General features: G+C 52.9%; 8 protein-coding genes. 5 read left to right on the top strand and 3 right to left on the bottom strand.

The window, feature by feature from the left end:
- The first annotated feature begins 118 nt into the window (after positions 1-118).
- Together MCJ35_RS17615 and MCJ35_RS17610 are read left to right on the top strand one after the other, a co-directional pair.
- Positions 119-829, top strand: a complete 711-nt coding sequence (locus tag MCJ35_RS17615) for a response regulator transcription factor (RefSeq protein ID WP_008718823.1) — start codon at positions 119-121, stop codon at positions 827-829.
- The gene (locus MCJ35_RS17610; RefSeq protein WP_025486170.1) at positions 801-3,326 is read left to right on the top strand and encodes a sensor histidine kinase; all 2,526 of its coding nucleotides are present in this window, start codon (positions 801-803) and stop codon (positions 3,324-3,326) included. The genes MCJ35_RS17615 and MCJ35_RS17610 overlap by 29 nt, the downstream gene beginning before the upstream one ends.
- A 105-nt stretch (positions 3,327-3,431) precedes the next feature.
- Here the strand turns inward: MCJ35_RS17610 and MCJ35_RS17605 are convergent, their stop codons facing one another.
- Positions 3,432-5,009 carry an SPFH domain-containing protein gene (locus MCJ35_RS17605; RefSeq protein WP_025486171.1) on the bottom strand — a complete coding sequence of 526 codons (1,578 nt, stop codon included), beginning with the start codon at positions 5,007-5,009 and terminating at the stop codon, positions 3,432-3,434.
- A 608-nt stretch (positions 5,010-5,617) separates the two neighbouring features.
- Here MCJ35_RS17605 and MCJ35_RS17600 point away from each other — a divergent pair.
- The 3 genes from MCJ35_RS17600 to MCJ35_RS17590 are packed head-to-tail and all read left to right on the top strand — an operon-like array spanning position 5,618 to position 11,057.
- Complete coding sequence (locus tag MCJ35_RS17600; RefSeq protein ID WP_008718813.1) at positions 5,618-6,133, top strand: NADH-quinone oxidoreductase subunit NuoE family protein; 516 nt, start codon at positions 5,618-5,620, stop codon at positions 6,131-6,133.
- Entirely contained in the window at positions 6,133-9,228 is a 3,096-nt protein-coding gene (gene nuoF, locus MCJ35_RS17595) for an NADH-quinone oxidoreductase subunit NuoF (protein WP_025486173.1), read from the top strand. Before MCJ35_RS17600 ends, nuoF (MCJ35_RS17595) begins: the two co-directional genes overlap by 1 nt.
- 20 nt (positions 9,229-9,248) lie before the next feature.
- Complete coding sequence (locus MCJ35_RS17590) at positions 9,249-11,057, top strand: NADH-dependent [FeFe] hydrogenase, group A6 (protein ID WP_008718810.1); 1,809 nt, start codon at positions 9,249-9,251, stop codon at positions 11,055-11,057.
- Between the two features lie 129 nt (positions 11,058-11,186).
- Here MCJ35_RS17590 and MCJ35_RS17585 read toward each other — a convergent pair whose 3' ends face one another.
- Entirely contained in the window at positions 11,187-12,977 is a 1,791-nt protein-coding gene (locus tag MCJ35_RS17585; RefSeq protein WP_025486174.1) for an NADH-dependent [FeFe] hydrogenase, group A6, read from the bottom strand.
- Between the two features lie 18 nt (positions 12,978-12,995).
- On the bottom strand, positions 12,996-14,786 hold the full coding sequence (gene nuoF / locus MCJ35_RS17580) for an NADH-quinone oxidoreductase subunit NuoF (protein ID WP_008718806.1): 1,791 nt from the start codon (positions 14,784-14,786) through the stop codon (positions 12,996-12,998).
- Position 14,787: the final 1 nt, after the last annotated feature.

Here is a 14,787-nt window from a genome sequence, read left to right as displayed (position 1 = left end):
CCCCGTTGAACATTATCCTTAGGAATGCTACAATAAGACTTTAGAAATTCTTTTATATTTTTTGCAGGTTAAATTTTGATTTAGTTGTTAGGATTATATGCACAAGGAGGAAATGTACATGAGTGGGGACCGGATTCTGCTGGTAGAGGATGATAAAGAAATCAGAGAGGGCGTTGAGATATTTTTAAAGAGCCAGGGATATGTGGTATTCCAGGCAGCTGACGGATTGGAAGGGCTTAAGGCATTGGAGGACAACGAGATTGACCTTGCCATCGTGGATGTGATGATGCCGAAGATGGATGGGATCACCATGACCGCCAAGCTCAGGGAAAAGTATGATTTTCCTGTTATTTTCCTGTCAGCAAAATCAGAGGAAGTCGACAAGATACTGGGACTGAACATGGGGGCGGATGATTACATCACAAAGCCGTTTACGCCCATGGAGCTTCTGGCCAGGGTTAACTCACATCTGAGGCGCTACCACAGGTTTTTAGACAGACTGAGTTCCAAACAGGCTGAGGATCCAAGGATTCACAGGCTGGGAGGCCTGGAGGTCAATGAGGAGACAGTGGAGGTCATGGTAGATGACAAACCGGTAAAGGTGACTCCCATTGAGTTCAAGATTCTATTGTTACTGATACAGAACCCGGGACGTGTATTCCCCGCTGAGGAGATATATGAACGGGTTTGGAATGAGAGGGCGATTAACACGGATACGGTCATGGTACACATCCGTAACCTGAGGGAAAAGATTGAAGTGAATCCCAGGGAGCCCAAATATGTAAAGGTGGTGTGGGGAGTTGGATACAAGATTGAAAAACAACCATAAAATCGGCGTATTGATAATTGTACTGACGGTTCTGGCCTTATCGGCGGCAACCATTGGGCTGTATCCGTATATGAAGGCAAAATCAGAGGAGTATATTTCTGACAGGACCGTGCGGATACAGGAACAGGGAAGTGATTACGGCGACCTGGCGACCCAGGTCATGAATTTCAGCTATGAGATATGGCACCAGCAGAAACAGGAGGAAGAGGGCGGCGTGCTCTCTTATTCACAGACCTTCCTCCCTGGCCTGGATGAGAAAATCAGGACGCTCAGGGAAGAAGAATACGGAGTGGCATCCAGCCATGTCATAATCCAGGATTCCGACATGGAAGATGGGGAAAATTATGAGGTGGCCATGGGCGCCCAGGACTATGTGGACTCTGAGTTTAATCTGGATTATTACCAGGAGCTGCAGTCCATGATGGATTCCCTGGGTAAGGACTGGGAGCGGTATTACCAGAGATATAACTCCTCTCTTTTCTATGCTGTAATAGATGAAAACGGAGGCTTTCAGAGAAGCAATGTAAATAAGCCCGGGGAATTTTTCCGTACGCCATTGGATTCCGCTAAAAAGGAAGTCGGTTTCACGGTAGAATTTACTTCCACAGGCAGCCTAAAGGTGTCGGGCTTTACCGGGGATGAGCAGGATGCGTCCAAGATCCTCCAGGCCATGGGCCGGTTCGAATTCTACGATCCCCTGGCCGTCCGCCTGTCTGACAGCTATCGGTACAGCGGCATGCAGTTCACCGGGCCAAGGAATATAAAAATCATGTTCCGCTGTGTGCCGGAAACATTTACCGGCAGTTCCTACAGTACATCGGACAACACGATGCTTAACGGACGGGCGCTGCTGTACGGAGGCGGTTACTATACGGTAGCTGGCGGGATGATGGCCATCCTCATGGTTCTTGCCCTTGCCCTGCCCGCGGTCCGTTCCTTCCGCCTGGGTAAAAGCGCGCTCTGCCGTCTGTCTTTTGAACCCCTGAGCCTTATAGGCGTGGGATGGATGAGTATAATGGGGGAAGGCGGTATACCGTCAAGCCTCATAGCCGCCACCCTGGACGGAACCTTGAAACAGGAAATCCTCAGGGCCGGATTCCTTTCCTGGAGCGCTGATATAGCGGTGCTTGTCATCAACCTGCTGTTCTGGGCAGTGGTATACGGGCTTTTCTGCTGGGGAATCATGTGTTACCGCGCAATCTTCTCAATGGGGCCATGGCGCTATTTCAAGGAACGCACCTGGCTTGGAAGGTTCCTGCGGTTCATCAAGCGCTGGTGCTGCAATGCGCTTAATGTATTCAATGAAACGGACTGGGAGAGCCGTTCCACCAGGATTTTAGGCAAGGCGGTCATCGGCAACTTCATTATACTGACCCTCATATCCTGTCTCTGGTTCTGGGGAATCGGCGCATTGGTCATCTACTCATGCGTGCTGTTCTTCATGCTGAATAAATATTGGGGACAGATGCAGAAGAAATACAGGATCCTGCTGGACGGTATCAACCAGATGGCGGAAGGCGACCTGAATGTGGAGATAGAAGAAGATCTGGGCATATTCAATCCATTTAAGGAACAGCTGTCCAAAATCCAGAATGGATTTAAAAAGGCGGTTGCCCAGGAAGTGAAAAGCGAACGGACAAAATCAGAACTGATTACAAATGTGTCCCATGACCTGAAGACGCCGCTGACAGCCATCATCACCTATGTGAACCTGCTGAAGCAGGAAAATGTTACAGAGGAAGAGCGCAGTTCCTATATCCAGGTCCTGGACCAGAAATCCATGCGTCTGAAGGTGCTCATCGAAGACCTGTTTGAGGTAAGCAAGGCCAGCAGCGGCACCGTGACACTGCACCCGGAAAATGTGGATATCATCAGCCTGTTAAAGCAGGTGCGGTTTGAACTGTCAGACAAAATGACTGCCAGCGGGATTGAGTTCCGGTTCAACCTGCCTGAGGGGCGGGTAGTGCTGTACCTGGACAGCCAGAAGACCTACCGTATTTTTGAGAACCTGCTGGTTAATATCGCAAAGTATGGCATGCCGGGCACCAGGGCCTATATCCAGGTGGCACGGGAACCGGAAGGATATGTGAATATATCCATGCGCAATGTATCGGCCCAGGAGCTGAATGTATCGCCGGAGGAACTGACGGAGCGGTTCGTGCGCGGGGATTCAGCCCGCAACACAGAAGGCTCAGGCCTTGGCCTTGCCATTGCAAGGAGCTTCGTGGAGGTCCAGGGCGGCACCATGATGGTTGAAGTGGAAGACGACCTGTTCCGGGTAACCATACGCTGGAAGGAAAATGCGCAGGAGGAAAATCCAGGGATGGAGAGCCCCTGCGATCCGGAGGAGAACCAGGAAGCGGGAGACATAAGCCCGTCTGAAAACAACAATTATGAAACGTTCTGGAACCCGGAGGACAACCGGATCATTACCGGAGAGTGGACTGAAACAGAAGAGGATGAAGCTGGACGTTTCACTGACCAGCCAGACAGATAAAAAGGTGGTGCTGCAGTTCCGGCAAAAGCTGGTTCTGCAGCACCATCTTGTTTTTTTATGACTTCAATCTTTTTATATGACTTCAATCCAGGACATCATGTAATCCTATGTTTCAGGCTGTACGGAATCAGATGCAGCATTGGCACCCAGTACGATATCCGGCGCTCCGGTCAGGTTGACGTTCCTGGTAACCTTGGCATCGTATGTATCCGCCTTCATGATTTCCGCCAGGTCCACTCCGGTTGTTTCCTTCATGGATTCGAAAAGCTTTGCCATGACAACCGGTACATTACCGGCGACCGTGCCGATACCATTATCTGAGTCACCGCTGCTGCCGATGATGGTAATCTTATCAATCTGGGACAGAGGTTCAGCAATCCTGCCTGCGATTTCAGGAAGCACCTGGATCATCATCTCAGCCATGGCGGCCTTGTTGTACTTCTGGTAGGCCTCGGCCTTTTTCTCCATACCTTCGGCCTCAGCCAGCGCCTTTGCACGGATGGCCGTGGCTTCCGCCTCACCCTTGGCGCGGATACCTTCTGCCTCCTGGACCATGGAGTACTTCTGTGCTTCTGCTATGGCTTTCTGGGCCTCCGCGTCTTTCTCGCGCTCATACTGCTCCGCATCGGCCTGGGCCTTCTTGGCCAGGGCTTCCTGCTCCTGCTCGTACTTCTTGGCTTCCGCCTCACGCTGGCGTTTGGTCAGTCCGGCTGCAGCCGCCTGCTCGATGGCATAACGGTCGGCATCCGCTTTCTTGTTAATCTCGGCTTCCAGCGCCTGCTGCTGAACCAGTACTTCCTGCTTGCGCAGTTCCGCCTCGCGCTCAGCCCTGGCAATCTGGGCATTGACCGTGGCGGTCTGGATGGTTTTCTGCTGTTCCTGCTTCTGGATTTCGTAAGCAGCGTCCGCCTCCGCCTTCTTGGTGTCAGACGCCTTCTGGAGTTCGGCCTTCTTAATGGCCAGCTCGTTGTTCTTCTGGGCAATCTCTGTCTCGGCGATTACCCTGGCGTCATTGGCAGCGTTATCCGCCGCAGCCTGGGCAATGGCGATATCCCTTTCCGCCTCCGCCTTTGCAATGGATGCGTCCTTGCGGATCTTGGAGGTGTTATCCATACCAAGGTCCTGAATCAGTCCGTGTTCATCCGTGACATTCTGGATATTACAGGAAAGGATGTCGATGCCCAGCTTCTCCATGTCCTTGGAAGCCTTAATCATTACCTGGTCTGAGAAGGAATCACGGTCCGTATTGATGGCCCTCAGGGTAAGGGTGCCGATGATCTCACGCATATTGCCCTGGAGGGAATCCTGGAGGTCGGCCGCAATCTTTGCCGGTTCCTTGTTCAGGAAGTTCCTCATGGCCAGTTTCATCCGCCCGTCATCATCGGCAACCCGGACCTTGGCAACCGCGTCCACCATGACATTGATGAAGTCGTTGGTGGGGATGTATTCGTCCGTCTTAATGTCAACGGTTATCTGTCCAAGGTATAATTTATCCATCTGCTCAAAGAATGGGATCTTGATGCCCGCCCGTCCGATAAGGACCCGGGGCTGCTTGCGCAGGCCGGAGATGATGAAGGCGTGATCCGGCGGCGCCTTTACATAGCCCTGGGTTATGATGATGATGACCAACAGGACAGGAACAAGAATGGACAGTGCTTTAAGGATAAAATCAAGGTCAAACATAGAAGCTCCTTTCTGTGAAAAAAGTATAAAGATTTTGTTAACGATATTGTACCATATGTTGGAAAAAATGAAAATACGATTCAGAAAAACGACAGAAATCGACCGAAAAAATTCAGAATAAACTGAAAAAAATATAAAATACAGCGTATATACTTGCTTGTGAAAAATTTAATTGTATATTGACAAGTACAATCTTCTATGATATCATCAAAAATATACAAAATTATTTTGAGATAACAAAATTTTTTAGGTACAATAATAAAAGATTGGATGGCTGAACGGCAACTGATTGTATATATTAGTGAATCAGATATTTTTAATCAATTGAGGTGCGCGATGGATTTAGTGAGAGGGAATATCCGCCTGCGGCAGGGCAGGCAGGACATTTTTAAAAAGTCGGAAAAAGTTATACAGGGTCTTTTTGGCGGGAGCAGCCGGTAAGGTTGTTCCCGCCATTTCTTTGTATAATTTTTCACAATACATTCTTCCCAATATGGGAGAACCTGCGATGAGGGAGCCATCAGGCGGACTGCAGCCGCCTGCCAGGCCAGCACGCAACGCTTAATACAAATGGAAAACAAAAGCGGTAAAATAAAGGAGGTAAAGTTATGGGTGAACACACGCATACGTGCTGCTGTGACCACAGTGAGGAAGCGCTGTTAAAACGGATTGGTGAACTGGCGGCAGAGTATAGGGGCAGGGAGGGAAGCCTGATACAGGTCCTTCACATGGCGCAGGGAATATATGGATATCTGCCTCTTGAAGTACAGAAGGTGATAGCGGACGCGCTTGAGGTCCCGCTGGCGGAGGTGTCCGGGGTAGTGACATTTTATTCCTTCTTCTCCACACAGCCCAGAGGGGAGCACACCATCCGTGTCTGTCTTGGCACGGCCTGCTATGTGCGGGGCGGTAAGAAAATCGTGGAACGGATTAAGGAGCTGCTGGATGTGGAAATCGGGGAGACCACAGCTGACAGGAAGTTCACCTTTGAGGTGGCACGCTGTATCGGAGCATGCGGACTGGCGCCGGCCATGTCCATTGACGACCAGGTGTATAAGCAGGTCAATCCTGACAAACTGGAGCAGATTCTGGAGCGCTACTATGAAGAGGAGGGACAGCAGTGATGGAAGTGAAGAGACAGGAAGACCTGTTAAGGATAAAAGAAGAATACCTGGCCCGGAAGGAATCCTACAGGCGCCAGGTGCTGGTGTGCGGCGGAGCGGGATGTATCTCGTCTAACTGCGGGGAAGTGCGGGACGCATTGGTTAAGGCAGTGGAAAACTTCCAGCTGTCCGGTGAAGTCCAGGTCATGGTGACCGGATGTATGGGCACATGTGCCATGGGCCCGGTCATCCTGGTGGAGCCGGAGGGGGTTTTTTATACGAAAATGACTCCTGATAAGGTGGAACAGGTTGTGGCAAGACACCTTCTTAAGGATGAGATCTGCGAGGAGTTTACATATTTTAACGAGGAGACAGGCAAATATGTTCCCAGGATGGAGGACATTGATTTCTTCCAGGGCCAGGTGCGCATAGCACTCAGGAACTGCGGCCATATGGAGTATGCCTCCCTTGAGGCATACATATCCAGGGACGGATATGGCGCCCTTGCAAAAGCACTGTGCGGCATGACGCCCCAGGATGTGGTGGATGAGATGAAGGCTTCCGGGCTCAGGGGCCGGGGCGGTGCAGGTTTCCCCACAGGCGTTAAGTGGGAGGCAGGCCTTAAGGCAGTTTCAGAGGACGGCAGGAAGTTCATGGTCTGTAATGCGGATGAAGGCGATCCCGGCGCATTCATGGACAGAAGCATCCTGGAAGGCGACCCCCACAGCATTATCGAGGGCATGATGCTGGGAGGATACGCAATCGGGGCGTCCAAGGGATATGTGTATGTGCGCGCGGAGTATCCGATTGCGGTGGAGCGTCTGGGCAATGCCATTGACCAGGCCAGGAAGGCCGGGATACTGGGTGAGGATATCATGGGAAGCGGCTTCTCCTTTGATCTGGAAATCCGTATCGGCGCAGGCGCGTTTGTCTGCGGTGAGGAAACCTCCCTGCTGGCATCCATTGAGGGAAAGAGGGGAGAGCCAAGGCAGAAACCTCCGTTCCCATTTGAAAAGGGCCTGTTTGAAAGCCCCACCATCATCAATAACGTGGAGACACTGGCCAATGTGGCTCCCATCATCCTGAACGGTTCCGGGTGGTATCATGGATTCGGCACGGAAAAGAGCGCCGGCACAAAGGTATTTGCACTGGCCGGGGATATTGTCAATGCGGGAATCATCGAGGTCCCCATGGGTACGGTCCTGGGCGACATCATATACAGGATTGGCGGCGGGATCATTGGCGGCAAGCGGTTCAAAGCCATCCAGTCCGGCGGTCCCTCCGGCGGGTGCCTTACCAGGGAACACCTGAATACATCCGTTGACTATGAGTCCCTTTCCAAGCTTGGGGCCATCATGGGGTCCGGCGGCCTTATTGTCATGAATGAGGACACATGCATGGTGGATACGGCCAGGTATTTCATGGACTTCATCTGTGACGAGTCCTGCGGAAAATGTCTTCCCTGCCGCAACGGCACCAGGCGCATGCTGGAAATCCTGGAGCGGATTACAGAGGGCAAGGGAGAACCCGGGGACCTGGACCTGCTGGAAGAACTGGCTAAGACCATACAGCAGACAGCCATGTGCGGGCTTGGACAGACCGCTCCGAATCCGGTCCTGTCCACCCTGAGGTATTTCCGCAGTGAGTATGAGGCCCATATTTACGAAAAACACTGCAGCGCAGGCGTGTGCGCAGAGCTTCAGACCTCGCCCTGCCGCAACGCATGTCCGGCCAATGTATTCATTCCCGGCTATATGTCCATGCTGGCAGCTGGTAAGATTGACGATGCTTACCGCCTGATCCGCCAGGATAATCCGTTCCCGGCTGTCTGCGGACGTGTCTGCACACATCCGTGTGAGGACCACTGCCGCCGTTCCCAGGTGGATGAGCCTCTGGCAATCTGCTCCGTGAAACGCTTTATCGGGGATTACGCGCTGCGCGATGAGTACAATATCCCTCTGATAGAGCCGAAACCAGCCACAGGAAAACGCATATCCATTATCGGGGCAGGTCCGTCCGGACTCTCCTGTGCCTATTATCTGGCTAATCTGGGCCATGAGGTCCATGTATATGAGGCTGAATCCGTGGCAGGAGGCGTGCTGTACTGGGGTATCCCTGAATACCGTTTGCCTAAGGCAGTGCTTCAGAAGGAAATCCATGCCATTGAGATGAGCGGTGTGGAAATCCATCTGAACACCAAGATCGGAACCGATATTTCCTTCGAGGATATGAAGAAGCAGTCCGATGCGGTATATATTGCATCCGGAACACAGGTATCCAGACTTCTGGATGTACCGGGTGAGGATTTAAAGGGCGTGGAGAGCGGCCTTGGATTCCTTAAGAGGATTGGTTTAAAACGTGATATGGATGTTCCCAATAAGCTGGTGGTAATCGGAGGCGGAAGCACGGCCATGGACGTGGCCAGGACCGCAATCCGTCTGGGCAGCACCGATGTGACCGTGATTTACCGCAGGTCTGAGAAAGACATGCCGGCAGGCAGGGACGAAATCGCCGAGGCCAGGGAGGAGGGCGTGAAGCTGATTACCATGGCATCCCCGGTCGAGTTCCTCGGGGCTGGCGGCAAGGTAAACGGAATCCACCTTGTGCGCAGGAAAGAAACAGATTATGGGAAGGACGGCCGCAGGCGTACGGCACATATCCCGGATTCTGATTTCTTCCTGGAGTGTGACGGCATCGTCACGGCCATCAACCAGGATGTGGACCATCAGGCATACAGGACCACCAATGTGGAAGTGGAGAAGAACGGCAAGCTGGCTATTGGCCGCTTTACATCCGAGACAGGCGAGGAAGGCGTATTCGCAGGCGGGGATGTAAGCCCGTGGGGCGCCAACGTGGTCATCCAGGCCATTGCGGACGGCAAGAAGGCCGCCGGTAAGATTGATAAATACGTGGGCGGCACCGGGGAACTTAACATGGGCGAATGGTTCGAGATTCCTGAGATTGACATAGAAGTAAGCGAGCCGCATAAACGGTTCCCCACCAGATGCCTGTCCGTGGAAGAGCGGAAAGACAACTTTAAGGAAGTGAACTGCGGCTACCATAAACTGGATGCTATGGGCGAGGCCCTGAGATGTCTTCACTGTGACCGGAGATAGGGAGAGGAGGAAATGATTGTATGATACATATAACCATAAATGGAAAACCGGTGGAGGCAGCGGAAGGCTCCACCATCATGGAAGCGGCAGAATCCGTGGGAATCAGGATTCCCAGTCTCTGTCATATGAAACATGTCCACCAGTACGGCTCCTGCCGTATCTGCGTGGTGGAAGTGGAGGGCATGAAGAACCTTCAGGCATCCTGTATGGCAAAGGTACGGGAAGGAATGGTCATAAGGACCCATTCCCCCAAGGTTCTGGAAGCCAGGAAGGTGCTCTATGAGCTGCTCCTGTCCAACCATCCCAAGGACTGCCTGAACTGCAGCAGGAATACCAACTGCGAACTTCAGGACCTGGGATATGAACTGGGCGTGGCCGAAAGCCGCTTTGAAGGCGCCATGACCAAACCCCATGTGGACATTTCCCCGTCCATCACAAGAGATACCAGCAAATGTGTCCTGTGCCGCAGGTGTGTCACCGTGTGTAAGCAGATACAGAAGGTAGGGGCCATTGAAGCCCAGAACAGGGGATTCGACACAGTGGTCAGCCCGGCCATGGGCCTGCCGCTTAATTCCACGGCCTGCGCAATGTGCGGTCAGTGTACGGTTGTCTGTCCCACCGGGGCATTGAAGGAGACGGACGGCCTCACACCTGTATGGCGCGCCCTGGCTGACCCGGATAAGCGCGTGGTTGTCCAGGTGGCTCCGGCCGTGCGCGCGGCCCTGGGCGAGGAATTCGGCCTTCCGGTGGGCACCCCCGTCACCGGGAAAATGGCATCCGCCCTTCATGAAATCGGTTTTGACGATGTATTTGACACCCTGTTCTCAGCCGACCTGACCATACTGGAGGAGGGAACGGAACTGTTGGGACGTTTAAATGCAGTGCTTAAGGGCGATGGGGCGCAGGGAGAGGACGGCCATGGGGTCAATACGGCCCTTCCCATGATTACAAGCTGTTCGCCGGGATGGATCAAACACATTGAGCACCAGTTCCCGGATGAACTGGACCACCTGTCCAGCTGTAAAAGCCCCCATACCATGATGGGAGCCGTGGTGAAGACATTTTACGCGGAGCGTACAGGCACGGCCCCCAAGGATATGTTCGTGGTGTCCGTGATGCCGTGTACGGCCAAGAAATACGAGATCCAGCGTCCGGAGATGGAAGTGGACGGACAGCGCGACGTGGACGCGGTCCTGACCACAAGGGAGCTGGCCAGGATGATCAAGACAGCCGGTATCGACTTTGTGAACCTTCCAGAAGGTGAGTTTGACGCGCCTCTTGGCCTGGGAACAGGAGCAGCCGACATTTTCGGCGTAACCGGAGGCGTGATGGAGGCGGCCCTGCGCACGGTATACGAAGTGGTGACCGGAAATGAACTGCCGTTTGAAAAACTCCATGTAACGCCAATCGTTGGACTGGACCAGGTGAAGACAGCCTCCATTACGATAGAAGAGACGCTTCCTGAGTATGGACATCTGAAAGGGGTGACTGTGAATGTAGCAGTAACCAGCGGCCTGGAGGGGGCATCCATGCTGATGAAGGAAGTGGCGGAGGGAACCTCCCCTTATCATTTCATCGAGGTTATGGGATGTCCCGGCGGATGCATCAACGGAGGCGGCCAGCCACGCTGCAGTGAGGAGAACTACCGCGAGAAGCGCGCCAAGGCCCTGTACAGCGAAGATGAACGCAAGGTACTGCGCAAATCCCATGAGAACCCGGATTTGATGAAGCTGTATAACGATTACCTGGGAACGCCCAACGGGCACCTGTCCCATCACCTGCTGCACACCCATTATGTGAAGCGCGGGAAGTATAATGAATTGGTATGATGGAGTGTGATGGACGGACTGTTTGGATGGCGGGCCAGGTAGATATATAAGGAAAAACGCCAAAACAGCGGATGCAGGGGCAAGCCTGCAATCCGCTGTTCTGTATATTAATATTGCTTGCAAAAAACCTTAATAATCTCCAACCTCTATGGCAATGTTGGGTACTTCCCTGGTAAACTGCTTATTGATGGTCCTCTTCACATAAGTGGTGTGAAGGAGGTGGTGTGCTACCTCGCTTCCAGGCTCGCCCAGGTAAGCTGCATAGAGTTCCTTGATTGCAGGATTCTCATGGGACTTACGGATTGGGTTGGCGGAGTCGATGTTATAAAGGACCTTTGCACGCAGGCCGCGGATATCTGTCGTGTTGCGCACATGTCCTGGCTGCTGGGGCTGTCCGCCGCCGTTTACACAGCCGCCCGGGCATCCCATGATTTCGATGAAGTGGTAGTCTGCTTCGCCGGATTTTACCTTTTCAAGCAGCTCTTTTGCATTGCCAAGGCCGGAAGCAACAGCAACCTTCACATCCATGCCGGCTACATTGTAGGTGGCTTCCTTGATGCCCTTTGTGCCGCGGACTTCCTCGAAATCCAGCTTAGGCAGTTCTTCGCCGGTCAGTGTCTCAACGGCTGTCCTCAGTGCTGCCTCCATGACGCCTCCGGTTGCGCCGAAGATAACGGCCGCGCCCGTGCCAAGACCCAGGGGATCGTCAAACTTCTCATCGGGAAGGTCTAAGAACCTGATGCCGGCTTTCTTTATCATGCGGGCCAGCTCCCTGGTGGTGATGGAAATGTCCACATCCGGTACGCCGTTGGCATCCTGGTCCTCACGTCCAATCTCAAACTTCTTGGCAGTACATGGCATGACGCTTACGCTTACGATGTCCTTAGGGTCGATGCCGGCCTTCTCGGCATAGTAGGATTTGGCGATGGCGCCAAACATCTGCTGAGGAGACTTACAGGTGGAAAGGTTCTCGGTCATATCCGGGAAATAGTGCTCGCAGTACTTAACCCAGCCTGGTGAACAGGAAGTAATCATCGGAAGCACGCCGCCATTCTGTACGCGGTCCAGGAACTCATGGGCTTCTTCCATGATGGTTAAGTCAGCGGAGAAATTGGTGTCAAATACCTTATCAAAGCCAAGGCGGCGCAGTGCGGCAGCCATCTTGCCCTCCACATCGGTACCGATTGGCAGGCCGAATTCCTCTCCCAGTCCTGCACGTACGGCAGGAGCTGTCTGTACGATTACATGCTTGGACGGGTCGGCGATTGCCGCGAATACATCCCCGGTGTAATCCTTTTCTGTTAGGGCGCCCGTAGGACATACGGCGATACACTGTCCGCAGGAAACGCAGGAGGTTTCACCCAGGCCCATCTCAAATGCGGAGCCGATATCAGTTGCAAACCCGCGGTGGTTGGCGCCAATCACGCCAATGCCCTGTATCTGGTCGCACACGGCCACACAGCGGCGGCACAGGATACATTTGCTGTTGTCACGGATCATGTGGGCAGCGGAGTAGTCAATCTCAGAGGGTGTCTTTTCACCGTCATAGAAAGCCTCGTCCTCAACTCCCAGTTCATGGGCCAGTTCCTGAAGCTCGCAGTGTCCGCTGCGCACACAGGATAAGCAGGAGCGGTTGTGATTGGATAACAGGAGCTGTAAGGTCTTCTTCCTGGAATCCAGGACCTTTGGTGTATTGGTAAATACTTCCATGCCTTCCTCAACCGGGTATACGCAGGAAGTTACCAGTTTTCCATTCTTTAATTCTACAATACAGATACGGCAGGCACCGATTTCGTTGATCTCCTTCAAGAAACACAGAGTAGGAATCTCGATATGTGCCAGTCTTGCTGCCTCCAGGATAGTGGATCCCTTGGGAGCGGTGACTGCAATGCCGTTGATTTTAAGATTAATTGTCTCCATCGTCTATTCCCTCCCTTATTATTTCTTGTAGATTGCGCCAAACTTACATTTTTCCATACAGGCGCCGCACTTGATACACTTGTTAAGGTCGATAACGTGCGGATTCTTAACGCTTCCCACGATTGCACCTGCAGGACAGGTACGTGCGCACAGGGTACATCCGCGGCACTTGTCGCGGTCAATGACATAAGACAGAAGCGCCTTACATACGCCGGCCGGACAGCGTCTTTCCTTGATATGTGCCTCGTACTCGTCACGGAAGAAATGAAGGGTGGACAGTACAGGGTTGGGAGCGGTCTGGCCCAGACCACACAGGGAGTTGGCCTTTACGTAGTGGCAGAGTTCCTCCAGCTTATCAAGGTCCTCCATCTCGGCAGTGCCCTTGGTAATCTTCTCCAGGATCTCCAGCATACGCTTGGTTCCGATACGGCATGCAGTACACTTGCCGCAGGATTCCTCAACCGTGAATTCCAGGAAGAACTTGGCAATATCCACCATACAGTCATCTTCATCCATGACAATCAGGCCGCCGGAACCCATCATGGAACCGATGGAGAGCAGGTTGTCATAGTCAATGGGGATATCGAAGTGCTCAGCCGGGATACATCCGCCGGAAGGACCGCCGGTCTGGGCAGCCTTAAACTTCTTGCCGTTTGGAATGCCGCCGCCGATTTCATCGATGACCGTGCGCAGTGTGGTTCCCATGGGAACTTCCACAAGACCTGTGTTGTTGATCTTGCCGCCCAGGGCGAATACTTTGGTACCCTTTGATTTCTCGGTACCCATGGAAGCAAACCACTCAGGTCCGTTGAGGATGATCTGAGGAATGTTTGCATAAGTCTCAACGTTGTTTAAGATACTTGGCTTGCCAAACAGGCCCTTCTGTGCTGGGAACGGAGGCCTTGGCCTTGGCTCGCCGCGCTTGCCTTCAATGGATGTCATGAGGGCGGTTTCCTCGCCGCACACGAATGCGCCTGCGCCCAGACGGATATCCACATCAAAGTCAAATCCGGTTCCGAAAATGTTCTTGCCTAACAGCTCCATCTCACGTGCCTGCTTGATGGCGATGTTCAGACGGTCCACTGCGATTGGGTACTCTGCACGCACATAGACATAACCCTGGTTGGAGCCGATTGCATAACCGGCAATGGCCATTGCCTCAAGGAGCGCATGAGGGTCGCCTTCCAGAACGGAACGGTCCATGAATGCGCCTGGGTCGCCCTCGTCCGCATTACAACAGACATACTTCTGGTCAGCGTCATTCTGCTTACACAGTTTCCACTTTAATCCGGTTGGGAAGCCTGCGCCGCCGCGGCCGCGAAGACCGGCGTCAAGCAGGGTCTGGATTACATCGTCAGGAGTCATTTCCGTTAAAACCTTACCAAGGGCCTGGTAGCCGCCGGTGCCGATGTACTCCTCGATGTTCTCAGGGTTGATGACACCGCAGTTGCGCAGTGCGATACGGTGCTGTTTCTTGTAGAAATCAGTATCCCTTAATGCCTTGATGCCGCCGGTAGGGCTGACGGTTTCCTGGTAAAGAAGACGTGTTACCACACGGCCCTTTAACAGGTGCTCGGATACAATCTCCGGTATATCATTTGGCTGCACCATGGAATAGAAGGTGGCATCCGGATATACGATCATAATGGGACCTAAAGCGCAGAGTCCGTGGCAGCCTGTCTCAACAACAGCCACTTCCTCTTCCAGTCCCTGTTTCTTGATTTCATTGTGCAGGGCTTCCATGATTTTTGGACTTCCAGAGGAAGTACAGCCGGTGCCGCCGCATACTAAGACGTGTGAACGATACATG

The sequence above is a fragment of the Enterocloster sp. OA13 genome (assembly GCF_022440595.1).
In the GTDB taxonomy this organism is placed as follows: Bacteria; Bacillota; Clostridia; order Lachnospirales; family Lachnospiraceae; genus Enterocloster; species Enterocloster hominis.
Note: the sequence above shows the minus strand (reverse complement) of the source record. Positions and strands in the feature narration are given on the sequence as shown.

What these genes read in the sequence shown, in the direction of transcription:
- MCJ35_RS17615 (WP_008718823.1), top strand. Translation starts at nt 119, where the DNA reads ATGAGTGGGGACCGGATTCTGCTGGTAGAGGATGATAAAGAAATCAGA.
- MCJ35_RS17600 (WP_008718813.1), top strand. Translation starts at nt 5,618, where the DNA reads ATGGGTGAACACACGCATACGTGCTGCTGTGACCACAGTGAGGAAGCG.
- nuoF (WP_025486173.1), top strand. Translation starts at nt 6,133, where the DNA reads ATGGAAGTGAAGAGACAGGAAGACCTGTTAAGGATAAAAGAAGAATAC.
- nuoF (WP_008718806.1), bottom strand. Translation starts at nt 14,786, where the DNA reads ATGTATCGTTCACACGTCTTAGTATGCGGCGGCACCGGCTGTACTTCC.
- MCJ35_RS17585 (WP_025486174.1), bottom strand. Translation starts at nt 12,977, where the DNA reads ATGGAGACAATTAATCTTAAAATCAACGGCATTGCAGTCACCGCTCCC.
- MCJ35_RS17590 (WP_008718810.1), top strand. Translation starts at nt 9,249, where the DNA reads ATGATACATATAACCATAAATGGAAAACCGGTGGAGGCAGCGGAAGGC.
- MCJ35_RS17605 (WP_025486171.1), bottom strand. Translation starts at nt 5,009, where the DNA reads ATGTTTGACCTTGATTTTATCCTTAAAGCACTGTCCATTCTTGTTCCT.